Below are 23,644 nucleotides of genomic sequence, written 5' to 3'. Positions count from 1 at the left end.
AAATGGGAATTGAAGTGGGCTTAATATTTAAGATTGCTGGAGTTGGAATCGTCATTGCGTTTATCAATACATTATTAGAACAAATCAATAAAAAAGAATACTCACAATGGGTAACATTATTTGGATTTATCTATATCTTGTTCATGGTCGCTCAAATAATGGATCAATTATTCGAAAAAATTAAATCCGTTTTTTTGTTTCAGTAATAAAGAGGAGGGATGAGCAATCGAAATTATAAAAATAGTAGGTATTGCTTTACTAGCGACTTTTTTAGCAACCCTATTAAAAGAACAAAAGCCCAATTTTGCTTTTCTCCTCATCATCTTTGTTGGTTGCTCCATTTTTTTATTTCTTGTTAACCAAATTTATAGCATCATTCATATGCTTCAAGTATTAGCTAAGCAAGCAAATGTGAATATGATTTATTTAGAGACCATATTAAAAATTATCGGGATAGCTTATATTGCTGAATTTGCCTCGCAAATTACGAAGGATGCTGGTCAAGGAACGCTTGCTTCAAAAATTGAATTAGCGGGGAAAATCATTATTTTAGCTATGGCTATCCCAATCTTAACCGTCATGATTGAAACGATATTGAATTTAATTCCAACTTGATGAAAGTGGTAAGAAGAGGTGAAGAAATGAAGCAGTGGCTTTTTTTCGTAATGCTAGCAAGTATCATTCTCTGGATGCAACCACACGATGTACAAGCTTCACCGAATGTAAATATCAATCAAGATTCGATTGATAACCAAAATGAAAGTAGTAATCAAGAAATATTGAATGATGCAGTAAGTGAAGAGTCGGCACCAGGTAACGTTACGAAGGAATTAATAAATAGTAGTTTAGAGAAAGTAAATATTGATGAAATGAAACAATTCTGGGATCAAATCATGCATGAGTATGGTGGATTTCTACCTGAAGGGCAAAAAGGAAGTTTAATGGATTATATTAGCGGTGAGAAAGAATTTTCTATTAAAGGCTGGTCGCAAGGTTTTCTAAAATTTATCTTTCATGAATTAATTGCTAACGGTAAATTACTAGGAATGTTAATTCTATTAACCGTGTTTAGTATGTTTCTTCAATCTTTACAGAATGCATTTGAGAAAAGCTCTATAAGTAAAATAGCTTATAGCATCGTGTTTATGGTGCTTATCATTATTGCTTTAAATAGTTTTCATGTTGCTATCACCTATACAAAAGAAACCATTGAAATGATGATGTCGTTTTTCCTAGCATTAGTACCTCTTTTGTTAGCTTTAATTGCTGCTTCGGGAGGTCTAGTATCTGCAGCTTTTTTTCATCCTGTCCTTGTTTTTTTAATGAATACAAGTGGTTTACTAATAGGAAAAGTCGTTTTACCTCTATTATTTCTAGCTACTATTCTTAGCATTGTTAGTACATTAACCGAGCATTACAAAGTCACACAGCTAGCAGGCTTAATTAGAAATTTAAGCGTTGGATTGCTTGGAATATTTATGACTGTTTTTCTAGGGGTAATATCAGTTCAAGGTGCATCTTCTGCAGTAGCGGATGGGATTGCGATTCGAACAGCTAAATTCATAACAGGTAATTTTGTACCTGTTGTAGGTCGAATGTTTACAGATGCTGCTGATACCGTTATAAGTGCATCTGTTCTATTAAAGAATACTGTAGGGATAGCTGGTGTTGTCATTCTACTATTAATTACAATCTTTCCAGCTTTAAAAATATTAGTGATTGCTTTCATCTACAAACTAACAGCAGCAGTGTTACAACCGCTTGGTGGAGGCACAGTCATCCAATGTTTAGATATTATTAGCAAAAGTATGATGTATATATTTGCTGCACTTTCTATTGTATCAGTGATGTTCTTTTTAAGTATCACGATCATAATCGCAGCAGGGAATGTTACATTGATGGTCAGGTAGGTGAAGAATAAGTAATGAGTTTTCTTACTGACTGGATTACCAATATTATTATTTTTATACTTCTTGCCATTGTGATGGACATGCTTCTTCCAAGCTCTAGTATGCAGAAGTACGCAAAGATGGTTTTAGGTTTATTGTTAATAGCTGTATTAATCTCTCCTATATTTAAATTATTATCCACTAACTTTGAAGAATTATTAGCACAAGTTACCAATGAGGAGTATGTGGAAAAAGGAACAATGGAAAGTTTAATAGATCGCAAGAAAAATGAAATACAAGCCGTTAATGATGCATATATTTTAGAAGAAATGGCTGTCCAATTAAAGAAGACTGGAGAAGAGGAGTTGATTAATCGATATAATTATGAAATTCAAGATATTGAAGTGTCCTTGAAGACCCTTGAAAATCCGGAGCTGCCAAAAGATTTGGATTCCATTTCAGTCGTGCTTAAAGAGAAAGAAAGTAGTAACACAGCAATTGAAACTGTGCAAACAGTCAATATTGATACGGAAGAGAAACTACCAATACAGAATGATGAGACAAATGATATAAGAAAATTCCTTGGATTACAGTGGGGATTAGATGAAGAAAGAATCAATATTGTTTTTGAAAGGAGGGGCACTTAGCTTTGAAAGATAACAACCCGTTCATGAAATGGATTAAGAAAGTATTGAAGAAGGAGAAGCAGCCAAATGATGAAGAACAGACTAAAAAACCTTCATTATATTTGTACATGTTAGTGGTGCTTGTCTTAGGTGTCGTCTTCATGATGGGCAGCGAATTTTTAACGAAAAACAGTAAAACTACTTCCACTGAAACAGCTCTTCCTGTTTTTAAGGAAGAAGCTCAAGATGTGGAAACATTTGGACAGAAAAGTAGCAAGGCTGAAAAAACAATTGCTGACTATGAGCGAACTTTCGAAAACCAAATAAAAGAAGCGTTAGAAACAATTGCTGGTGTGAAAGACGTAACAGTAGTTGTAAATGTGGATGCAACAGAAAAAAAGATATATGAGAAAAACAGAGTAACACAGAAACAGATTACAGATGAGACAGATCGAGAGGGTGGAAAGCGCACTGTTGAAGATTCATCGACAGATGAACAAATTGTAATTGTAAGAAATGGAGAGAAAGAAGTACCAATCGTTCAAGTTACAGAGAAGCCAGTGGTTAGAGGTGTGCTAGTTGTAGCGAAAGGTGCTGATAACATTACGGTAAAGAAATGGATTGTTGAGGCTGTGACACGAGCATTGGATATACCTAGTCATCGAGTAGCGGTCATGCCTAAAAAATAAGGAGGAATAAAAATGTTATTGAAGAAACAAACCGTTTGGTTATTAACAATGCTGAGCTTAGTAGTAGTACTATCTGTTTATTACGTCACAACTCCAACCGAAAAAGAAAATAGTATGACGACGACCGTTGAAAAAGATAATCAAAAAGAAGGTACAAAAGAAACGACGAACAATCAAAATGAAAAACCATCGGTTGCTACAGATGATGAAAGTGGGTCAAAAGATGCAATAAAAGATTCAACAAATGACACTTCAAAAAATACATCAAAAGATAATTCAGAAGACACAATCAAAGAAGTTATACCAATTCAAGGCGATGAAACATTTCAAACACTTCGTTTAGAAATAACGGATGAACGAAGTAAACAAATTGAAGATCTTACAGAGATGGTAGGTAATACGGAATTGTCAGCGGAAGAGAGAGATAAAGCGAATGAAACTATAAAGGAAATTAGCAGTTTAACACAAAAAGAAGTCATGCTAGAAGGGTTAATCGCTCAAATGAACTATGATGCAGTATTAGTAAGAACGCAAGATCATAACGTACGTGTAACGATTAAAGCTGATAAACTATCCAAGTCAGCTGCTAATGATATTGTGAGGCTAGTGACAGGAGAAATGCCAACTGTGCAAGACGTAACAGTTGAGTTTCAACCGAAGCAATAAAAGTAATACTCTTGGTAGATATCAAGTTAAAAGGGACTATTCGAATTCTGAATAGTCCCTTTTTTACCTTTTTAAAGAAAGATGAGTATCGTGTAAAATGTGTTATGTAGATACTGAAACATGTTCATCTTGGTCATAGAGCATTACTAGATTTTGAATCGATTGATCAGCATCTTTTATGGATGAAATCAAATGTGAGTTTTGTGATGTTTGTAAAGTTGTTGTTGATGATAATTCTTGTAGTTGGGCGTTTGCCTCTTCGATAATGGAGGTGAAATCATCCATCGCATGATCGACTTTCTGGGTGGCTTCTTTGATTGTAACAATGAAAGAATGAGATTCAGAGAGCTGATTTTTAAGTTGAGAAACGTTTTCGACAATGGTTGAAAATCTTTGCTTTGATTCTAAAGCGAATGATGCATTCGATGTATTAGTTTTTGATGCAGATTGAATACTCTTGTTCGTTTCTTGGGTTTCTAAATTTATTGCATTTAAATTTTTTGAAACATGCTCTGCGGTTACGTGTGATATTTCAGCTAGTTTTCGCACTTCAGCTGCAACTACGGCGAAACCTTTTCCACTTTCCCCAGCCCTCGCTGCCTCAATGGATGCATTTAGTGCTAATAAATTTGTTTGTTGAGAGATATGTTGAATATCTTGAACATATGATACGGCTTCTTGAACTTCATTGGATAAACGATGCATTTTATTAGCTACTTGTTCAATTTGTATAGAGTAATTTTTCATTTCCTGTTCTAGTTGTTCCATATATGAATTACCCTCTGTTGCATCTGTTTCGGTCTGATTTGCGCTAGTTAGCAATTTATTGGATAAAACAGTATATTATTCGATCATTTCACGAGCTTTGAGTAAAGAGTCCCTTATATCTATTATTGTATCAGACTGGTGATTCATTCCAGCTGCTAGTTCTGTAATACTAGAAGACATTTCAATATTCGCTTCATGATGCTCAGCACTTTGAATGTGTACACTTGACATTAATTGTGAAATTATTGTAGTGTTCTTTTTTAGAACCACTTGATTTCTTTTTTGTTGAGCATACAAAAGGGCTGTTACTTTCTGAACGGAGTGAATGTCTTGGGAGAATTTTGAGGACATTGTCAATTGAAAATCTAATAAGATGCTTACTAATGTGTGTAATAGAAAAATTGTTACGTAATTTTGGAGTTCTAATCCAAGTTCGTCGTGATGAAGGAAAGTAAACAAGGTGAGCATAATCAATCCTAGTACAAATCCCATTCGTAATATTGTCTTGTTCATATAAATAGCGCAAGTTGCGATTACAAAGTATACTAAGAGTATAGCAGTAGGTGCGACACTATTTTCCATGATGATGAAAAGAATGATGGAGACTAGGATTGCAGCAATGTAAGGAATGAATGTAACCCCTTTCTTTTTGTAATGCATAAATGCAACAATGCCTACGCCTATAGTACCTCCGATACTGATGGAAAGGATGACCGCTAAATCTCTTTGCATAGCGATATCTACAAGGGTTGCAATGATTACAGAAACAAAAGTAGCGTTAACAACGAGACTGTTTTTACGATTTAAGTCTTTTAGCTTAATTTGCTCAAATTCAGTCAATAGATTCACACCTTTCTTAATAGTTTTACAATTAGTTATAGATATTTTATACTAATTTATGTATTTTTTGTAGTTATAGAAAAAACAAAAAATACTTTCTCAAAATTCTGAATTATAGTAAAAGGTAATACAGAGGGATAATGTGATTAAATGAGTATTTAGTGACATTTGAATTTTCACTAGGTAATATATTATCATGTTAGTATCTAGTCATAAATATAAAAATGGGGTGTCGGCAAATGTTAAAAGTACAAGAGATCAGAGAACTGGTAAGACTAGTTGATAATTCAACGATTCAAGAGTTTGTTTTTGAACAGGACGGAACAAAAATCGAAATGAAGAAATCAGGTGGAGCAGTAGTTGTCCCTCAAGTAGCTGTACAAGCTCCTGTTGTAGAAGCACCAAAAGCTCCTGAAGCATCAGCTGCAAAAGTTGAAGCTAAACCAGCTGTTGAAGCAGCACCAGTGACAGAAGCAGCTGTTCAAGATGAAAACTTACACAAAATCACATCACCAATGGTTGGTACATTCTATCAATCTCCATCTCCAGATGAAGGTCCGTATGTAAAAGTTGGATCAAAAGTATCAGACGATGACACTGTATGTATCGTTGAAGCTATGAAGCTTTTCAATGAAATTGCAGCAGAAGTTAAAGGAGAAATCGTTGAAATTCTTGTTAAAGATGGCCAACTAGTAGAATACGGTCAGCCATTATTCTTGGTAAAAGCTGAATAAGGAGCTGATAACGAATGATAAGAAAGCTATTGATAGCTAATAGAGGAGAAATCGCAGTACGTATTATTCGTGCTTGTAAAGAACTGGGGATTGAAACGGTTGCCGTTTACTCTGAGGGTGACCGTGAAGCATTGCATGTACAATTAGCTGATGAAGCATATTGTATCGGTCCAATCCTTTCAAAAGATAGTTATCTTAATACAGTGAATATTATTAGCACTGCAAAGAAAACAGGTGCAGATGCTATTCATCCTGGATACGGCTTTCTAGCAGAAAATGCAAGTTTTGCAGAGTTATGTAGGGAATGCAATATTACATGGGTTGGCCCATCACCAGAAGCTATTTCAAAAATGGGTACTAAAGACATTGCAAGAGATACAATGGAGGCTGCTGGAGTACCAATCGTTCCTGGATCGAAAGGTATTATTGAGAATATTGAACAAGGTAAAGAAGTTGCTGCTGGCATTGGCTATCCTGTTATTATTAAAGCGACAGCAGGTGGTGGCGGTAAAGGGATCCGTGTAGCTAGAACTGAAGAAGAACTTGTTAAAGGTATTAATATCACTCAGCAGGAAGCTGCAACAGCATTCGGTAATCCAGGGGTGTATTTAGAAAAATATATTGAAGATTTCCGCCATGTTGAAATTCAGGTTATGGCTGATAACTATGGGAATGCCATTCACCTAGGTGAAAGAGATTGTACAATTCAAAGAAGATTGCAAAAACTTATTGAAGAAACGCCATCTCCAGCATTAAATGACGAAATTCGTTCACAAATGGGAGATGCTGCAGTAAAAGCTGCTTTAGCTGTTGATTATTCTGGTGCAGGCACGGTAGAATTTATTTATGACTACAATCATAATAAATTTTATTTTATGGAGATGAATACACGAATTCAAGTAGAGCATCCTGTAACAGAGATGGTAACAGGCGTAGATTTAATTAAAGAACAAATTCGTGTTGCATCTGGAGAGAAACTTTGTTTAACTCAAGAAGAGGTAACTTTTAATGGATGGGCAATTGAGTGTCGTATTAATGCGGAAAATCCATCTAAGAATTTCATGCCTTCTGCTGGTAAGATTGAAATGTATCTTGCACCAGGTGGTTATGGAGTGCGTGTAGATTCTGCCGCATATCCTGGATATACAATTCCACCGTATTATGACAGTATGATTGCGAAATTGATAGTACATGGAAAAACACGTGAAGAAGCTATTGATCGTATGAAACGTGCATTGAGTGAGTTTGTTATTGAAGGTATCCACACAACTATACCGTTCCATTTGAAGTTGCTTCAGCATGAGAGTTTTGTATCAGGACAATTCAATACAAAGTTTCTTGAAAACCATGATGTAATGGGCTCTGAATAACAGAGATAAAGCTGGAGGTGTTTTTTAGTATGGCAGAACAAAACAATATGCTTGAAATGACACAAGAAAACAATGGTTTAGGTAAAGTAGAAATAGCACCTGAAGTTATTGAGGTAATTGCAGGAATTGCCGCTTCTGAAGTCGAGGGCATTGCACAAATGCGCGGAAACTTTGCTACTGGCGTAGTAGAAAGATTGGGTAAGAAGAATCATGGGAAAGGTGTTAAAGTCGAACTAACAGAAGATGGAATCAAAGTAGATATCTATTGTATGATCAAGTTCGGCATTTCGATTCCTAAGGTTGCTACAGAAGCCCAAGATAATATACGACAAGCAATCATTAATATGACAGCGATTGAAGCAGATGAAGTTAACATTCATGTTGTTGGTGTTGTATTTGAAACAACGAAGGCAGAAGCTGAAGTAGCACAAGAAATGTAATATTAATCTTAAAAGCCTAATTTTTTGTTACTGATAGATTTTGTCAGTACAACAAAAAAGTTAGGCTTTTTTGAATGCCATCATACTCCTACTATCTTGTTTTAGCAATCGTCATCGATCTATGCTGGTTTGGTAGAGGGTTGTTTTCTATTTTTTGCCATTTCAGGCAGAAAGGCTAAAGCTGAGTGATAGCTTAATGGGTAGTTTCATTTACTAATAACTGTCCAGTATATACTTTGTTCAGAATGTTTATACTGTGAATAGTTTTGTATAATGAATTAATGTTAATAAATATGATTTAGCTAGAATTTTACAAATATTCGATTCGATTCCTTAATATTATAGGAAACACTACCTTTCAATGTTCGTTTATGCTATAGTTTTTACTATAAAAAGCTACGAGCACGGGATCGTGTTTAAAGGAGTTACAAGTATGAAGCGCAGAACAGCACGTGAAAAGGCATTACAAGCCTTATTTCAAATTGATATATCAGATGCAGAAATTCAAGATGCAATAAATTTTGTTATTGAAGATCAAGGACAAGATGAATATTTAGATTTTCTTGTAAAAGGAACAATGGAAAATTTAAATAAAATAGATGAAATTATCACGAATAATCTTGAGAATTGGACAATTGCAAGATTAAGCAATATAGATCGTAATATTCTTCGTATTGCTACATTTGAGATGCTTAAATCTACTGAAGTTCCAGTAAATGTTGTTATGGATGAAGGCATTGAGATTGCTAAAGCATTTGGAGATGATCAATCTAGTAAGTTTGTTAATGCAGTACTTTCAAAAGTAAAACAGCATTTACACTTATAAAGCGGATTGAATAGTAAGTAGATTCCTTCATTCTTACTATTCAATAGTTAAATAAATCAGGTTCTTATCAACGTTTATAACTCATTTACACACTGTGAATTTTCACCTCTTAGAAATGAGAGCGAGTAGCGCTGGTTGGAGCGTGGTATAAAGAGATTTTATAGACAGAGAGGGAGAATGAATCATGTCAGCCATCATAATTGACGGGGTAGAAATTTCGGAAAAAGTACGTGAAGATATTGCGGAACAGGTTATTGAACTTAAAGAAAAAGGAGTTACACCTGGACTTGCAGTAATCTTAGTTGGGGATAATCAAGCTTCAAAAACGTATGTTGGCTCAAAAGAAAAAGCGTGTCAACAATTAGGAATGCACTCGGTTCTTATTACAATGCCAGAAACAGTTTCACAAGATGAGCTTTTGGAGGAAATTCATAAGCTTAATGAAGATGACAGTATTCACGGTATACTAGTACAATTACCATTACCAAAGCATATTGATGAAAATGCAGTAATTGAAACGATTAATCCATCAAAGGATGTAGATGGTTTTCACCCTTTAAATATCGGTAAAATGTTAGCGGGTCAAGATACATTTTATCCATGTACTCCTTATGGCGTAATGGTTATGTTAGAACATATTGGTTGTGACCCTGCTGGAAAACATGCTGTTGTTGTAGGAAGAAGTAATATTGTAGGAAAACCTGCTGGACAATTATTACTTAACAAGAATGCAACAGTTACATATTGTCATTCTAGAACTGAAAATATGGCTAAGTATACGAAAGATGCTGATATTCTTGTAGTTGCAGTTGGTAAACGAAATGTTATTACAAGCGAACATGTCAAACCAGGTGCAGTTGTTATTGATGTTGGTATGAACCGAGACGATCAAGGTAAATTATGTGGTGATGTAGCTTTTGATGAAGTAAAGGAAATTGCATCATACATTACTCCAGTACCAAAAGGAGTAGGACCAATGACAATTACGATGCTTATGTTTAACACAATCAAAGCAGCAAGAACAATTCATTCTCTTTAAAAAGAAATAGGTTTAATAAGTGTTAAAACTTAAAGAAAGCTGTCCAATTGTTTATAATAGCAAGAGGACAGTTTTTTTGATTTTAAAAAATTAGTTTGCGTGATGTTTAACCATACACCTGCCATGCTCGGGTCAGTAGGGGCTCCGTCTTGGAAATTCAAGAATGTCATCTCTTATGACTTCCTCATGGTTCCTTTTTAATTGATTGTAAAAAGGATGGTGACGGTTTTTCTATTCTCCCGATAAGTTGAAAAGGGGATTGATTATGACGATTGAACAATATGTAACAGTTACAGCTCTTACAAAATATATAAAACGAAAATTTGATTATGACCCTCATCTTCGTGATATCTATATTAAAGGTGAAATATCTAACTACAAGAGACATTCCAGCGGTCATATGTATTTCACTTTAAAAGACGAAAAAGCCCGAATATCTGCCGTTATGTTTTCATCGAGTAACGCATCACTAATGTTTGAACCTGAAAATGGAATGAAGGTATTAGTGAGAGGTGAGGTTTCTGTCTTCGAACAAAGCGGAAATTATCAAGTATACGTACGTGAAATGCATCCTGATGGTATTGGTGATTTATTTATTGCGTTTCAACAATTGAAGGAGAAATTGGAGAATGAAGGCTTGTTCTCACTTGAGCACAAGCAAGGCTTACCGAAGTACCCTTCAACTATAGGTGTAATAACATCACCAACAGGTGCAGCAGTTCGCGATATCATGACGACATTGAAGAGACGTTATCCTATGGGGAACGTTCTAATGATTCCAGCACTTGTTCAAGGACCTCAAGCTCCGGGTTCAATTGTGAAAGCGATTAAGCAAGCGAATACTAGAGATGATATTGATGTATTAATTGTCGGTCGAGGTGGTGGCTCAATTGAAGAACTATGGGCGTTTAACGATGAGAAAGTAGCACGTGCTATATATGATTCACAAATACCGATTATTTCAGCAGTTGGCCATGAAACAGATACAACGATTGCTGATTTTGTGGGTGATGTTCGAGCAGCAACCCCAACAGCAGCAGCTGAACTAGCAGTCCCTCATTACTTGGAATTGAAGAAGACACTAGCTGCATATGTATCGAAAATGACTACATTTGTAACGAATGAATTAAAGCAAAAAGAAGCAGCATTAACTCGTTTAGATAAATCTTATGCATTTCGTTATTCTGAAAAACTATATCAACAAAAGGTTGAACAGCTTGATTTTGCAGTGGAACAATTGCAGAAGGTAAGTCGACGATATTTTGATCAAAAACTTGATAAAGTTCAGCATTTACATCAAGTATTAAGAAGATATCATCCAAATGAAAAAATCGAAATGCATATGGACAAGATTATTAAGTATGAAAAACAATTAAATCGATTAATAAGAACAAATATACAATCCAAAGAACAGAAATTTGTAAGTGTAATGAGTAAGTTAAATGTTTTAAATCCGCTTAACATAATGGAGCGCGGTTATAGCATTGCATTTGATAGTCAACAAAATGTGATCAAAAGTAATCAGCAAGTTAAAATAGGTGATTCTATTTCAGTCGTTGTTAAGGACGGACAGTTACTTTGTGAAGTGAAAGATCGTAAGGAGAGTGAATTAAATGACTAAAGAAAAAAAAGATTTAACATTTGAAGAAGCAATGGAACAATTGGAGCATATAGTAGAACTATTAGAAGAAGGAGATGTCCCTCTAGAAGAAGCGATTAGTATTTATAAAAGAGGTATGGATCTATCAAAGGTATGTCATGGAAAACTACAAGTTGCACAAGAACAGCTTGTCCAAATTGTTGATGAGAATGGTGAATTAAAGCCATTTCAAATGAAAGAGGAGGAGTAAGACAAATGACCACTCTTTCTTTTCACAACTTTATGGAAGTACATAAAGGAATGGTTGAAACGGAATTAGTAAGACAAGTTGAAAGTTTGTCTGCGCCGCAAAAGCTAAAAGAGTCGATGATTTACTCATTACAAGCAGGTGGAAAAAGAATTCGACCTTTGTTAGTTTTTGCTGTTTTGGATGCTTTTAATAAATCTACAAAAATTGGACTTCAAGCTGCATGTAGTATTGAAATGATACATACATATTCTTTAATACATGATGACTTGCCAGCGATGGATGATGATGATATTCGTAGAGGAAAGGCAACTAATCATATTGTATTTGGTGAAGCTAATGCTATTCTTGCAGGTGATGCACTATTAACACATAGCTTTCATGTTATTGCACATATGGATGATCCTTCAGTGACCGCTGAACAGAAATTAGCAGTTATTAAAGAAATTTCTCTTTGTGCAGGTGCAGAAGGTATGGTTGGTGGGCAAACTGCCGACATGTTAGCCGAAGGGGAAAAAATAAGCTTAGAGCAGCTAGAGTATATTCATGAGCATAAAACGGGAAAGCTGTTAACATGTAGTGTGCTAGCAGGTGCCATTTTAGCAGGAGCGAATGAAGAGCAGAAAGCAGCGCTTACCTCATTCTCTCGTCATCTTGGATTAGCGTTTCAAATACGTGATGATATTCTCGACATTGAAGGTAATGAAGAGACGATTGGCAAACCAGTTGGTAGTGATATTTCAAATGATAAAAATACGTATCCTGCGTTGTTAACTTTGCAAGGAGCGAAAGAAAAGCTTGTTGAAGAAATTAATCAAGCCATTCACTCATTAAAAAGTTTGAACTTAAAAGATGAGCAATTAATGAGCATTACAAACTTAGTTGCAAGCCGAGATAATTAAGGATGCAGTCATCCTAGAAGGGTGCCTCATTTGTGATAGCGATTGATTTATGGTATATTGACGTAGAATAAAGTTTAAATAAGTAGTCTATTAACATGATTTTATGTTAATAATTGTGAATTTAATGTAATAGCCGAATAATAATAGTTAGGCCGTTATCACAAGCGTGTTAACGGTTTTTTTGAAAAAACCGGAAATGAATATAGAAAGTGAGTGATCCTATTGGATCTTCTATCAATAAAGGACCCTTCATTTTTAAAAAGTATGAATAAGCAACAATTAGAGGCTCTTAGCCAAGATATAAGAGATTTTCTTATTCAAAAGCTTTCTGTTACGGGAGGACATATTGGACCAAATCTTGGGGTTGTGGAGTTAACGATTGCTTTACATAAAGAATTTAACAGCCCAGTAGATAAGATTCTATGGGATGTTGGACATCAATCGTATGTTCATAAAATTCTTACTGGAAGAGCTGATCAGTTTGATACACTGAGACAATATAAAGGATTATGTGGTTTTCCTAAAATGATTGAAAGTGAACATGATGTTTGGGAAACAGGACATAGTTCTACGTCATTATCTGGCGCAATGGGAATGGCAATTGCTAGAGACTTGAAGAAAGAAAAAAGCCATATTATTCCTGTAATTGGTGATGGTGCTTTGACAGGTGGTATGGCTTTAGAAGCATTAAATCATATTGGTGCCGAGAAAAAAGATATGATTGTTGTATTAAACGATAATGAAATGTCGATTGCTCCTAATGTAGGTGCTTTGCATAATGTTCTTGGACATCTTCGCACAGCAGGTAAATATAACCGTGCGAAAGATGAATTAGAATATTTACTGAAAAAAATTCCAGCAGTTGGCGGTAAGTTAGCATCAACGGCGGAACGAGTGAAAGATAGTTTAAAGTATTTAGTGGTTTCAGGAATGTTTTTTGAAGAACTTGGATTTACGTATTTAGGACCAGTAGATGGACATAATTATGATGATCTAATTGAAAATATTCGTTATGCTAAAAAAACTTCAGGTCCAGTGTTATTACATGTATTAACGAAAAAAGGAAAAGGATATCATCCTGCTGAAGCGGATAAAGTAGGAACTTGGCATGGAACAGGTCCTTATAAGATTGAAACGGGAGCATTTGTAAAGTCGGTAACGAATGCGCCAGCGTGGAGTGCGCTAGTTAGTGAAACTGTACGTAAATTAGCTCGTGAGGATGAAAGAATTGTAGCTATCACACCAGCGATGCCTGTAGGGTCAAAACTTGAAGGATTTGCATCGGAATTTCCAGATCGTATGTTTGATGTAGGGATTGCTGAGCAGCACGCTGCAACGGTGGCAGCTGGACTAGCTACGCAGAAAATGAAGCCGTTTTTAGCGATTTATTCAACGTTTTTACAAAGAGCTTATGACCAAGTTGTACATGATATATGTCGACCTAATTTAAATGTTTTTATTGGTATTGATCGAGCTGGTTTAGTAGGTGCCGATGGTGAAACACATCAAGGTGTGTTTGATATTTCTTTTTTGAGAAATTTACCAAACATTGTATTAATGATGCCGAAAGATGAGAATGAAGGACAGCATATGGTAAATACAGCGATTAAATACGATGATGGTCCGATTGCAATGCGTTTCCCAAGAGGAAATGGATACGGTGTCCAAATGGATAAAGAGTTGAAAACCATTCCTATTGGTAGCTGGGAGGTATTGAAAGAAGGAAAAGATGCAACTATTTTGACTTTCGGTACAACAATTCCGATGGCGATGGAAGCGGCATCTACTCTTGAGAAGCAAGGCATATCTGTTAAGGTTATTAATGCTCGTTTTATTAAGCCGCTTGACGAAAGTATGCTACATGACTTGATGAAAACAAATACGCCGATTTTAACAATAGAAGAATCTATGTTAGAAGGTGGATTTGGTAGTGCAGTTTTAGAGTTTGCACATGATCATAACTACCATGGTGCTGTTGTTGACCGAATGGGTATCCCAGATCAATTTATTGAGCATGGTAATGTAGATAAATTATTGGAAGAAATATCTTTAACAAAAGAAGAAATTATAGCAACAATCAAAAAAATATCACCTCAAAAACAAAAAAGGGCTTAAGGTATGAAAATAAAAAAAGAACGAATTGACGTTCTACTAGTAGAACAAGGATTAGCAGAAACAAGAGAAAAAGCGAAAAGAGCAATAATGGCGGGGCTTGTGTATGCCAATGAAGAAAGATTAGATAAACCAGGTGAGAAGATACCGGTAGATAGTCAGCTAACTGTGAAAGGTAAAGTGATGCCATACGTTTCTAGGGGCGGATTAAAACTAGAAAAAGCAATAGCTGAGTTTAACCTTAATTTACAAGATCAGGTTATGCTTGATATCGGTTCTTCTACGGGTGGATTTACTGATTGTGGATTGCAAAATGGTGTTAAAATGTCTTATGCGTTGGATGTTGGTTACAATCAATTGGCGTGGAAACTTAGACAAGATGAGAGAGTAGTTGTAATGGAGCGAACTAATTTTCGCTATGTTACACCTGCTGATCTAGTGGGCGAGATGCCTAGTTTTGCAAGTATCGATGTATCGTTTATTTCACTTTCTTTAATATTACCTGTATTAAAAACTTTACTCGTTCCAAATAGTAATGTAGCGGCATTAATAAAGCCTCAATTTGAAGCGGGTAAAGATCAGGTTGGGAAGAAAGGGATTGTTCGTGAGCGAAAAATACACGAACAAGTGATTCATAAAATTATCGATCTTTCTTTACAATTAGGATACAATGTAATGAATTTAACGTATTCACCTATTACAGGGGGAGATGGAAATATTGAGTTTCTTATTCACCTTCATTGGGAAGGGGAAAAGGAACAAGGTGATAACCGTCTAGCTATTACCCCTGAAGAGGTGGTATCCGATGCTCATAATCAGCTAAAAAAAGCTAAAACAGATGAATAATTTTTGTATAATTTTATCTTTGTTCAATATGGTAGTGAAATAATAAGAAACAATGAATAATGATTGAATACATTCCTAAGATAGTACCAGAAACGACCAGATCTCTATCGTGACGAGTATCTGGTCGTTTACATTTTAGGTTGAAAGTGAAAATAAAACTTCAAAATATTGGATGTAAACATCGAAATGAATGTATCATGAAATGTCAATTATACATTAAGAGTTCATTTTTATGCATTTTTTAGCATGTAATTATATACAAGAAATGCAAAATGGTCTATGATTTGAATAGAGTGAAATAGTTTATTTATTTCAATAAATAACGGAAAGTGCTAACGTGAATGAGGTGTAATATGAATAAAGGTCAACGTCATATTAAGATACGAGAAATTATAGCTAACAATGATATAGAAACACAAGACGAGCTTGTAGATGAATTAAAGAATGCAGGTTTTAATGTTACACAAGCAACGATTTCAAGAGATATTAAAGAATTGCATTTAGTTAAAGTACCACTATTAGATGGAAAGTATAAATATAGTTTGCCAGCAGATCAAAGATTTAATCCGCTACAAAAATTAAAAAGGGCATTGATGGATGCGTTTATTCGTATCGATTCGACTAGTCATTTACTAGTTATGAAAACATTGCCTGGGAATGCTCATGCTATAGGAGCTTTAATTGATAATTTAGATTGGGAAGAAATTCTTGGAACAATCTGTGGTGATGATACAATTCTAATCATTTGTAGAACGCCTGAAGAGACAGATAAATTAACGAAACGTTTTCTAGATATGTTATAAAGGAAAAAGGTGATCGACAATGCTAGTTGAGCTTTCAATCAAAAATTTCGCGATCATTGAAGAATTAAACCTTTCTTTTACCAATGGTTTAACCGTACTTACAGGGGAAACAGGTGCAGGAAAAAGTATTATCATTGACGCAATTACTTTAATAGCTGGAGGAAGAGGGTCTTCCGAATTTGTCCGGCATGGAGAAGCTAAAGCGGAGCTAGAAGGAATGTTTCTTATTCCGAGTGATGATGACCATCCTATTTATGAAAAGGCTTTAGAATTTGGTATTGAAGTTTGTGAAGGTGCAGTTATTTTAAGAAGAGATATTTCACAAAATGGGAAAAGTATTTGTCGCATAAATGGGAAGATGGTAACAATTAGTGCTCTTAAAGAAATTGGTGGAACGTTAATTGATGTGCATGGGCAGCATGAACATCAAGAATTAATGGATCATCATTTTCACCTACCACTATTAGATCAGTTTGGTGGAGAAGAGATCAGTAAAGCATATCAACGCTACGAACAAATATATGAACAATACATTAATGTACAAAAACAATTTAACAGTTTAAATCAAGATGAGCGAGAGACGGTTCATCGATTAGACTTTCTCACTTTTCAGCATAATGAAATTCAAAAGGCGAATCTTATCTTAAATGAAGATGAAAACCTGACAGAAGAGAAGAAAAAAATCAATAACTTCGAGAAAATCTATGAAGGGTTACAATCAGCATATCAAGCGCTAAGAGGAGATCAAACAGCTTTAGATTGGCTGTCAGTTGCTATGAATAATGTGAATGATCTAGCTGATTTAGATGATGATGTGAAGGAAATTTCAGATACAATCTCAAATAGTTATTATTTACTTGAAGAGACTTCGTTATCTATCCGAAATGCCTTTGAAATGTTAGAGTATGATCCTGAACGATTGAATACGATAGAGAGTCGATTAAATGAAATTAATGGCTTAAAACGTAAGTATGGTAAAACAGTCGAAGAAATATTGGAATATTATGCTGAGATAGAAGCGGAAATTGAGACGCTTCAAAATAGAGAAACGCATTTAGTCAAGCTGGAAAAAGAATTAGAGTCATTAAAAGCTGATTTGCTTGTGGAAGGTATAAATCTTTCGGAAGTCCGTGAAAAGTATGCAGAATTATTAACGACTAACATACTACAAGAACTGAAAGAATTATACATGGAAAAGACTATTTTTGAAATAATGTTCCTCAAGAAGCCTTCATTGTCTGACGAATTAAATTCTCCTGAAATAACTCGCAGTGGATTGGATGAAGTGGAATTCTATATTAGTACGAATCCAGGTGAGCCATTAAAACCATTAGCTAGAACAGCTTCTGGTGGTGAACTATCTCGAATCATGCTTGCTCTTAAGAATATTTTCTCAAAGCATAGTGGAATTACGAGTATCATCTTTGATGAAGTTGATACAGGTGTAAGTGGCCGAGTGGCTCAATCGATTGCTGAAAAAATTTACAAAGTCTCAGTGGATTCTCAAGTTCTTTGTATTTCCCACCTACCTCAAGTAGCGGCAATGGCTGACACGCATCTGTTTATTCAAAAAGAAATAAAAGATGGTCGCACAAAAACGAGTGTTCAGCCACTAGCCTTTGATGATAAAGTGAAAGAAATCGCACGCATGATTTCTGGTGTAGAAATTACAAACGTAACTAAAAAGCATGCAGAAGAATTATTAGAGCAAGGTGATAAAGTTAAACAGGTATAAAGTTTTATGAAGTAATACCAACAATTACCTTCTGCATTTTAATTAAAAATAAGGTTTTTCTTTAAAAAGCAAAGCTATCCGATATTGGATAGCTTTATTTTGTTTCCATTGTTATAAATGAGCGGTTGAAAGGCAACATTAAAAATGTAGCCATAAAGAGAGTGGATTTGAAACGAGGAGAGTGAAGGGATTTGAAGGTAATTACTGTAAAACGTATTATAGGCGCAATTCTCCTTGTTTCGTTAATTAGTATTGGTTTTTACAAGCCAGTTGTTTCATTTTTTACAATTCCGAAGAAAATTACCCTTTTTGAAGGTCAAACATATGAAATTTCCAAATCGTTACCTGTTACTGCCTCCATTTCTAATGATGAGTCGGTTTCACTTAAAGAAACAATGGATTCAATTACAATAGATGGTCAACATTCAGGGACAAATCAGCTATTGTTGGATATAGCGGGATTTCCGTTGAAGAAAGTAGACGTAGAAATTATTGATGATTTTAAAGTGGTGCCAGGTGGTCAATCGATTGGTGTTAAGTTAAATACAGTAGGAGTGCTCGTAGTAGGACATCATTTAATTCAAACAGACACTGGCAAGAACTCACCTGGTGAATTAGCGGGTGTTAAAGTAGGAGATATTATTACAGAAATCAACGGTAATAGTATAAAAAAAATGGCGGATGTCTCCCAATATGTTCAACAAGCAGGTGAAGAACATAAGCCATTAGATTTACAAATACGCCGTGAAAATAAAACGATTACAACCAAGCTTACTCCATTAAAAGACAAGACAGAACAAATTTATAAGCTTGGATTATATATTCGAGATTCTGCTGCAGGAATCGGCACGATGACATTTTTTCATCCAGAAAGTAAGAAATATGGTGCTTTAGGTCATGTCATTTCAGATGCGGATACAAGAAAGCCTATAGTAGTTAAAGATGGGCAGGTGGTTTCTTCCACTGTAACTTCAATTGAAAAAGGAAGTAATGGTGATCCAGGTGAGAAATTAGCTCGATTCTCAACCAGTAAGGAAATCATCGGAAATATTAAAAGGAATAGCCCGTTCGGAATCTTTGGTTCATTGAAAAAACAAGTGCCAAATGGCAATATGGATGAAGCAATTCCAATTACTCTTTCGCATCAAGTAAAAGAAGGGCCGGCAGAAATATTAACTGTCGTAAATGGTACGAAAGTTGAAAAGTTTGACATTGAGATTGTAAGTACTATTCCTCAGAAGTTTCCAGCCATTAAAGGTATGGTATTAAAAGTCACTGATCCAGATTTATTAAAGAAAACAGGCGGTATTGTTCAAGGGATGAGTGGTAGTCCAATTATTCAGGATGGTAAACTAATTGGTGCAGTAACTCATGTGTTCGTTAATGACCCGACGAGTGGCTATGGTGTTCATATAGAATGGATGCTGCATGAAGCGGGTATAAATATTTATAAAAAATCCGAAGAGCGTATGAAAGCAAGTTAACAGGGCTGATTTCAGCCTTGTTTTTTTATCATTGAAAAAGGGTTACTAAATATCATTCAAGAAGAAGCCTTAAGTATGGTACAATGTTAAATTATAGCAATAATAAAATACGATGTAGAAGAAATTGCGAAATTCGTCGGATAATGAAGTAAAACAAAGAAAAATAATAAAAAAGCCGTGTTTTCCAATATTTTCAGAAAATGAAAAGGATTTTAAGTGCTACTGTCGAAATTTTCATATTACGATCTTTAAAAGAACTGTTATTGTAAATGAGGAGGAAATCGAAGGTGAAGAAAGTCAAAGTATGTATTGTAGATGATAATAGAGAACTGGTTCGTCTTTTGGACGATTATATTTCTAACCAAGATGACATGGAAGTCATTGGTGTAGCATATAATGGGCAGGAATGCTTAAATATGCTACAAAGTACAAACCCGGATGTTTTGCTACTTGATATTATTATGCCGCATATTGACGGACTTGCTGTGTTGGAGAAAGTAAGAGATAATGGGCAGATTAATTTGCCGAATGTCATTATGTTGACGGCATTTGGGCAAGAAGATGTAACGAAGAAAGCTGTAGAGCTTGGTGCAAGCTATTTTATTCTTAAACCGTTTGATATGGAGTACCTTGGGGAGAAAATACGTCAAGTAAGTGGAAAGATTTCTTCTACGAATAGTGTGAAATCTCCGTTAAGCAACAACTATCGCAGTTCCTATGAACAAAATAAGCCAAGAAATTTAGATGCAAGCATTACAACGATTATTCATGAAATTGGCGTACCTGCCCATATTAAAGGCTATCTGTATTTAAGAGAAGCGATTTCTATGGTTTATAACGATATTGAATTATTGGGTTCAATTACGAAAGTACTATATCCTGATATTGCAAAGAAATATAAAACAACAGCTAGTCGCGTAGAGCGCGCTATTCGCCATGCCATTGAGGTAGCATGGAGTCGTGGCAATATCGATTCGATTTCCTCTCTTTTCGGTTATACTGTTTCAATGTCGAAAGCAAAGCCAACGAATTCGGAGTTCATCGCGATGGTTGCTGACAAACTTCGCTTAGAACATAAAGCTTCTTGAAAAAGTTAGGATCGTTTTCTGTCGTTATTAAGTTAGTATGTAAGTAAAAGCTCGTTTGTTTTGTAAAATGAAGGGAGTTATCCTTGATTAATGCGGGACGTATTAATTTAGGATAGCTTTTTTTGTTGTATAATTAACGAATCTGAAAATGGCTGAGGGAATAAATGTTAGTGTAATACATATAATTGAAACATCAATGTGGAATCTCATCCTTTCATCGTTCATCTTATAAGCAGTGTGAAATCCTTTGGAGTAAAACTGCTTATTTAAGTTGAACTTTTTTGATGGAGTAAGGGATTTTATGAAATATATCCTTTTTGTGACTATAAATATAAATTTTTTGAATAGTTTATTAAATAACGTTGAAACATGGGTATGAAGTCTGACAAAATAGTAAGTGATGAAGCTTACATAATAAAAAAGACTCAAATTGAAGGAGGAATGTTCATGATCACAACGCAAATTTTTGCCCATCGAGGTTCGGCGGGTACTCATCCTGAAAATACAATGATTTCTTTCTTAGAAGCTGAAAGAGTAGGTGCTGATGGAATTGAGTTAGATGTGCAGCTATCTAAAGATGGTGAAATTGTTGTTATACATGATGAACAACTTGATCGAACTACAAATGGAAAAGGTAATGTAAAAGATCACACTTTGCTTGAATTAAAGTCCTTAGATGCGAGTTATAAGTTCCCTCAACAAAACTCTTCTGTACAAATACCTACCTTAGAAGAAGTATTTAACATGCTATTGAATAATTCAATGATTCTAAACATTGAGCTGAAGAACAGTGTTTTTATGTATCCAGGACTTGAAGAAAAAGTAATAGCTTTAATCAATCAGTATGAGTTGCAAAATCGAATTATTCTATCTTCATTTAATCACTATAGTTTGGTGTATTGTTATCGTCTTGCACCTGATATTGAAACAGCGCCTCTTTATCGTGATGGTTTGTATATGCCATGGGTTTATGCGAAAGCCATTCATGCTCAAGCGATCCACCCTAGTATTAAAGCGGCTCCGAATGAAATAATAAAAGACTCTATGTCCGCTAATATTGCAGTTAGACCATACACTATTAATAGTGAAGAGTTAATGCGTTCATTATTTAGAATTAATTGCTCTGCTATTTTTACGGATTATCCTGAAAAAGCTATTCGTTTGAAAAATAAAGAAAATAGTTCAAATAGACCGATGTAGTGTAAAAAAGTAAAAAAGGGATAGGTATATGGGATGAGAAAACTTAATAATTGTTCGATTAAATTGAAGCTACTTGTTACAATTTTGGCAGTTACTTTGTTTCCGCTGATGATTTCAGGATTTCTAGCTTATAAAATATCTTATAATGCTATTTATAATGAAACAAAGCATGATTTAGCCTATATTGTCGATTTAGAAAGAGATTTACTTGCTCAATATTTACAAGATGATCATATTACACCTGAAGAAGATGAGAGTATAAAGAAAGAACTGAAAAATTTAAAAGAAAAGCTATATGAACGTAATAATCAAGAAGGATACGGATACATTATGAAGCAAGATGGAACAATGGTGTATCATCCTGATTTGAAAACGGTAGGAGACAATTTATCTGATCAACAATTTGCGAAAGAAATGATTCAGAAGAAACATGGATACACGGAGTATGATTGGGAAGGAAAAACAAAAATAGCCGTTTATCAAGAGCTTCCTAACGGCTGGATCTACGCTACTTCAACATATTTGGATGACATGATGGAAATGGTAAGCCCTATTAAAAAATATGTATTTATCTTAAGTGTTATCGGCTCAATTGTAGCATTAGGAGTAGGGGCATTTATTGTATCACGCATTACAAAGCCTTTGTTGAATGTTGTAGCAGCAATGGAAAAAGCTGAAAATGGGGATTTAATGAGGCAAGTTCCAGTCTATTCTCAAGATGAGATTGGTCAAATATCCATCATGTATAATAAGATGATGAATCGTTTGAAATTGATCCTGTTGAGCATTCAAGAGGCTTCACAACAAGTAGCCGCATCTTCTCAAGAATTGACGGCAAGTGCTGATGAAAATACAAGAGCTTCAGAGCAAATTGCGAGAGCAGCAGAGGAAATATCTCGAGGATCCCAAGAACAAGTAGAAAAAGTATCAAATGTAGTAGATTCTATACATTCCATTTCGGAGTCCATTGAACAAACGGTTGAAAATGTTAATAAGGTAAATGAAGATTCTTTAATCGCGAATAACTATTCACAAGAAGGGGTACATAATCTTCATAAAGTAGTAGATGAGATGAATGATATTGTCGTGAAAGTAAGAAAGACAGAAACAGTCATTCGTGAGCTCGGAAAGCAATCTGTATCTATTATGGGAATTATCACTACAATTAGAGATATTAGTGAGCAAACGAATTTATTGGCATTAAATGCAGCAATAGAAGCAGCAAGAGCTGGTGAGCAAGGAAGAAGCTTTGCTGTTGTAGCGGATGAAGTAAGAAAGCTTGCTGAACAATCAGGGAAGTCAGCTCAAGACATAGCTAGTCTAATATTAACGATTAATGATGAAATTACTCAAGCAACGGCTATGATGGAAGAAAGCAGTCAAGCTGTTTCAGATGGTGAGGTTGTCGTGTTAAGTGCGAGCGAATCCTTTAAAAAGATTGAAAACGCTGTTAGTGATGTGAGTAATGAAATGAACAGCCTAAAGGATGCAATTATTCATATTCAAAGTAATTCAAGAGATATAGTTGAACATTCTGATATTATATCTAAGTTAGCAGAAGTAGCAGCTGGTGATACGGAAGAAGTGGCTGCGGCTGCTGAAGAACAAATGGCTACGAAGGAAGAAATCAATTCGGCATCACATGTATTAACAAATATGGCTGAGAGACTTCAGAGTGAAGTAAATCATTTTACTTTAAAATAGGTTCTTATTAACAATTCAAAGAGGCTGTTCGAAAAG

24 protein-coding genes are annotated in these 23,644 nt (G+C 35.0%); 22 read left to right on the top strand and 2 right to left on the bottom strand.

Features of this window, described 5'->3' with window-relative positions; translation table 11 throughout:
• Window positions 1-2 precede the first annotated feature (2 nt).
• Genes spoIIIAC through V7014_RS00600 form a run of 6 tightly spaced genes read left to right on the top strand, consistent with a single transcriptional unit; the run spans window position 3 to window position 3,870 of the window.
• Window positions 3-206: a stage III sporulation protein AC gene (gene spoIIIAC, locus V7014_RS00625; protein WP_042346019.1), complete on the top strand. Its 204-nt coding sequence runs from the start codon at window positions 3-5 to the stop codon at window positions 204-206.
• Window positions 207-234: 28 nt separating this feature from the next.
• Window positions 235-615: a stage III sporulation protein AD gene (gene spoIIIAD / locus V7014_RS00620; RefSeq protein ID WP_335502974.1), complete on the top strand. Its 381-nt coding sequence runs from the start codon at window positions 235-237 to the stop codon at window positions 613-615.
• A gap of 26 nt (window positions 616-641) precedes the next feature.
• Window positions 642-1,910, top strand: a complete 1,269-nt coding sequence (gene spoIIIAE / locus V7014_RS00615) for a stage III sporulation protein AE (RefSeq protein WP_335502828.1) — start codon at window positions 642-644, stop codon at window positions 1,908-1,910.
• Between the two features lie 14 nt (window positions 1,911-1,924).
• Window positions 1,925-2,536 (top strand): stage III sporulation protein AF, encoded by a 612-nt coding sequence (spoIIIAF, locus tag V7014_RS00610; RefSeq protein WP_335502824.1) that lies wholly within the window; start codon window positions 1,925-1,927, stop codon window positions 2,534-2,536.
• Window positions 2,537-2,538: 2 nt separating this feature from the next.
• Window positions 2,539-3,204, top strand: coding sequence for a stage III sporulation protein AG (gene spoIIIAG / locus V7014_RS00605; RefSeq protein WP_335502821.1), 666 nt, complete (start codon window positions 2,539-2,541; stop codon window positions 3,202-3,204).
• A 12-nt stretch (window positions 3,205-3,216) separates the two neighbouring features.
• The gene (locus tag V7014_RS00600) at window positions 3,217-3,870 is read left to right on the top strand and encodes a SpoIIIAH-like family protein (RefSeq protein ID WP_335502818.1); all 654 of its coding nucleotides are present in this window, start codon (window positions 3,217-3,219) and stop codon (window positions 3,868-3,870) included.
• A gap of 102 nt (window positions 3,871-3,972) precedes the next feature.
• Here V7014_RS00600 and V7014_RS00595 read toward each other — a convergent pair whose 3' ends face one another.
• Together V7014_RS00595 and V7014_RS00590 are read right to left on the bottom strand one after the other, a co-directional pair.
• Window positions 3,973-4,617, bottom strand: coding sequence for a methyl-accepting chemotaxis protein (locus V7014_RS00595; protein ID WP_438824841.1), 645 nt, complete (start codon window positions 4,615-4,617; stop codon window positions 3,973-3,975).
• A gap of 96 nt (window positions 4,618-4,713) precedes the next feature.
• Window positions 4,714-5,478, bottom strand: coding sequence for a hypothetical protein (locus V7014_RS00590; RefSeq protein ID WP_335502813.1), 765 nt, complete (start codon window positions 5,476-5,478; stop codon window positions 4,714-4,716).
• A 239-nt stretch (window positions 5,479-5,717) separates the two neighbouring features.
• Here V7014_RS00590 and accB point away from each other — a divergent pair, with 239 nt between their 5' ends.
• The 16 genes from accB (at window position 5,718) to V7014_RS00510 (ending at window position 23,608) form a co-directional block, all read left to right on the top strand.
• Complete coding sequence (gene accB / locus V7014_RS00585; RefSeq protein WP_335502810.1) at window positions 5,718-6,212, top strand: acetyl-CoA carboxylase biotin carboxyl carrier protein; 495 nt, start codon at window positions 5,718-5,720, stop codon at window positions 6,210-6,212.
• A 14-nt stretch (window positions 6,213-6,226) separates the two neighbouring features.
• On the top strand, window positions 6,227-7,582 hold the full coding sequence (accC, locus tag V7014_RS00580) for an acetyl-CoA carboxylase biotin carboxylase subunit (protein ID WP_335502807.1): 1,356 nt from the start codon (window positions 6,227-6,229) through the stop codon (window positions 7,580-7,582).
• 29 nt (window positions 7,583-7,611) lie between these two features.
• Window positions 7,612-8,022 carry an Asp23/Gls24 family envelope stress response protein gene (locus V7014_RS00575; protein WP_335502804.1) on the top strand — a complete coding sequence of 137 codons (411 nt, stop codon included), beginning with the start codon at window positions 7,612-7,614 and terminating at the stop codon, window positions 8,020-8,022.
• 433 nt (window positions 8,023-8,455) lie between these two features.
• Complete coding sequence (gene nusB, locus V7014_RS00570) at window positions 8,456-8,848, top strand: transcription antitermination factor NusB (RefSeq protein ID WP_335502802.1); 393 nt, start codon at window positions 8,456-8,458, stop codon at window positions 8,846-8,848.
• Window positions 8,849-9,032: 184 nt separating this feature from the next.
• The gene (gene folD, locus V7014_RS00565) at window positions 9,033-9,887 is read left to right on the top strand and encodes a bifunctional methylenetetrahydrofolate dehydrogenase/methenyltetrahydrofolate cyclohydrolase FolD (RefSeq protein WP_335502799.1); all 855 of its coding nucleotides are present in this window, start codon (window positions 9,033-9,035) and stop codon (window positions 9,885-9,887) included.
• Window positions 9,888-10,152: 265 nt separating this feature from the next.
• Entirely contained in the window at window positions 10,153-11,508 is a 1,356-nt protein-coding gene (gene xseA / locus V7014_RS00560) for an exodeoxyribonuclease VII large subunit (RefSeq protein WP_335502795.1), read from the top strand.
• Window positions 11,501-11,737 carry an exodeoxyribonuclease VII small subunit gene (gene xseB, locus V7014_RS00555; RefSeq protein ID WP_335502791.1) on the top strand — a complete coding sequence of 79 codons (237 nt, stop codon included), beginning with the start codon at window positions 11,501-11,503 and terminating at the stop codon, window positions 11,735-11,737. Before xseA ends, xseB begins: the two co-directional genes overlap by 8 nt.
• A gap of 5 nt (window positions 11,738-11,742) precedes the next feature.
• Entirely contained in the window at window positions 11,743-12,636 is an 894-nt protein-coding gene (locus V7014_RS00550; protein WP_335502788.1) for a polyprenyl synthetase family protein, read from the top strand.
• Window positions 12,637-12,858: 222 nt separating this feature from the next.
• A complete protein-coding gene (dxs, locus tag V7014_RS00545) occupies window positions 12,859-14,751 on the top strand; it encodes a 1-deoxy-D-xylulose-5-phosphate synthase (RefSeq protein WP_335502785.1) in 1,893 nt (630 codons plus the stop codon).
• A 3-nt stretch (window positions 14,752-14,754) separates the two neighbouring features.
• Window positions 14,755-15,594 carry a TlyA family RNA methyltransferase gene (locus V7014_RS00540; RefSeq protein WP_335502782.1) on the top strand — a complete coding sequence of 280 codons (840 nt, stop codon included), beginning with the start codon at window positions 14,755-14,757 and terminating at the stop codon, window positions 15,592-15,594.
• Between the two features lie 353 nt (window positions 15,595-15,947).
• The gene (ahrC, locus tag V7014_RS00535; RefSeq protein WP_335502779.1) at window positions 15,948-16,397 is read left to right on the top strand and encodes a transcriptional regulator AhrC/ArgR; all 450 of its coding nucleotides are present in this window, start codon (window positions 15,948-15,950) and stop codon (window positions 16,395-16,397) included.
• A gap of 19 nt (window positions 16,398-16,416) precedes the next feature.
• A complete protein-coding gene (gene recN, locus V7014_RS00530) occupies window positions 16,417-18,132 on the top strand; it encodes a DNA repair protein RecN (RefSeq protein WP_335502777.1) in 1,716 nt (571 codons plus the stop codon).
• A 191-nt stretch (window positions 18,133-18,323) separates the two neighbouring features.
• Window positions 18,324-19,616: a SpoIVB peptidase gene (gene spoIVB, locus V7014_RS00525; RefSeq protein ID WP_335502775.1), complete on the top strand. Its 1,293-nt coding sequence runs from the start codon at window positions 18,324-18,326 to the stop codon at window positions 19,614-19,616.
• A gap of 287 nt (window positions 19,617-19,903) precedes the next feature.
• On the top strand, window positions 19,904-20,704 hold the full coding sequence (gene spo0A, locus V7014_RS00520; protein ID WP_335502771.1) for a sporulation transcription factor Spo0A: 801 nt from the start codon (window positions 19,904-19,906) through the stop codon (window positions 20,702-20,704).
• A 447-nt stretch (window positions 20,705-21,151) separates the two neighbouring features.
• The gene (locus V7014_RS00515; RefSeq protein ID WP_335502768.1) at window positions 21,152-21,904 is read left to right on the top strand and encodes a glycerophosphodiester phosphodiesterase; all 753 of its coding nucleotides are present in this window, start codon (window positions 21,152-21,154) and stop codon (window positions 21,902-21,904) included.
• A gap of 33 nt (window positions 21,905-21,937) precedes the next feature.
• The gene (locus tag V7014_RS00510; RefSeq protein WP_335502765.1) at window positions 21,938-23,608 is read left to right on the top strand and encodes a methyl-accepting chemotaxis protein; all 1,671 of its coding nucleotides are present in this window, start codon (window positions 21,938-21,940) and stop codon (window positions 23,606-23,608) included.
• Window positions 23,609-23,644: the final 36 nt, after the last annotated feature.

Origin of the sequence: Bacillus sp. JJ722 (genome assembly GCF_036963345.1) — a bacterium.
In the GTDB taxonomy this organism is placed as follows: domain Bacteria; phylum Bacillota; class Bacilli; order Bacillales; family DSM-1321; genus Bacillus_AD.
The sequence above is the reverse complement of the archived record's forward strand: the minus strand, read 5'-3'. Positions and strand labels throughout refer to the sequence as shown.

Bases quoted from the DNA above. Each gene is read 5' to 3' on its own strand.
- spoIIIAC (WP_042346019.1), top strand. From the start codon at position 3: ATGGGAATTGAAGTGGGCTTAATATTTAAGATTGCTGGAGTTGGAATC.
- spoIIIAE (WP_335502828.1), top strand. From the start codon at position 642: ATGAAGCAGTGGCTTTTTTTCGTAATGCTAGCAAGTATCATTCTCTGG.
- spoIIIAF (WP_335502824.1), top strand. From the start codon at position 1,925: ATGAGTTTTCTTACTGACTGGATTACCAATATTATTATTTTTATACTT.
- V7014_RS00600 (WP_335502818.1), top strand. From the start codon at position 3,217: ATGTTATTGAAGAAACAAACCGTTTGGTTATTAACAATGCTGAGCTTA.
- V7014_RS00595 (WP_438824841.1), bottom strand. From the start codon at position 4,617: ATGAAAAATTACTCTATACAAATTGAACAAGTAGCTAATAAAATGCAT.
- accB (WP_335502810.1), top strand. From the start codon at position 5,718: ATGTTAAAAGTACAAGAGATCAGAGAACTGGTAAGACTAGTTGATAAT.
- accC (WP_335502807.1), top strand. From the start codon at position 6,227: ATGATAAGAAAGCTATTGATAGCTAATAGAGGAGAAATCGCAGTACGT.
- V7014_RS00575 (WP_335502804.1), top strand. From the start codon at position 7,612: ATGGCAGAACAAAACAATATGCTTGAAATGACACAAGAAAACAATGGT.
- nusB (WP_335502802.1), top strand. From the start codon at position 8,456: ATGAAGCGCAGAACAGCACGTGAAAAGGCATTACAAGCCTTATTTCAA.
- folD (WP_335502799.1), top strand. From the start codon at position 9,033: ATGTCAGCCATCATAATTGACGGGGTAGAAATTTCGGAAAAAGTACGT.
- xseA (WP_335502795.1), top strand. From the start codon at position 10,153: ATGACGATTGAACAATATGTAACAGTTACAGCTCTTACAAAATATATA.
- xseB (WP_335502791.1), top strand. From the start codon at position 11,501: ATGACTAAAGAAAAAAAAGATTTAACATTTGAAGAAGCAATGGAACAA.
- V7014_RS00550 (WP_335502788.1), top strand. From the start codon at position 11,743: ATGACCACTCTTTCTTTTCACAACTTTATGGAAGTACATAAAGGAATG.
- V7014_RS00540 (WP_335502782.1), top strand. From the start codon at position 14,755: ATGAAAATAAAAAAAGAACGAATTGACGTTCTACTAGTAGAACAAGGA.
- ahrC (WP_335502779.1), top strand. From the start codon at position 15,948: ATGAATAAAGGTCAACGTCATATTAAGATACGAGAAATTATAGCTAAC.
- recN (WP_335502777.1), top strand. From the start codon at position 16,417: ATGCTAGTTGAGCTTTCAATCAAAAATTTCGCGATCATTGAAGAATTA.
- V7014_RS00515 (WP_335502768.1), top strand. From the start codon at position 21,152: ATGATCACAACGCAAATTTTTGCCCATCGAGGTTCGGCGGGTACTCAT.
- V7014_RS00510 (WP_335502765.1), top strand. From the start codon at position 21,938: ATGAGAAAACTTAATAATTGTTCGATTAAATTGAAGCTACTTGTTACA.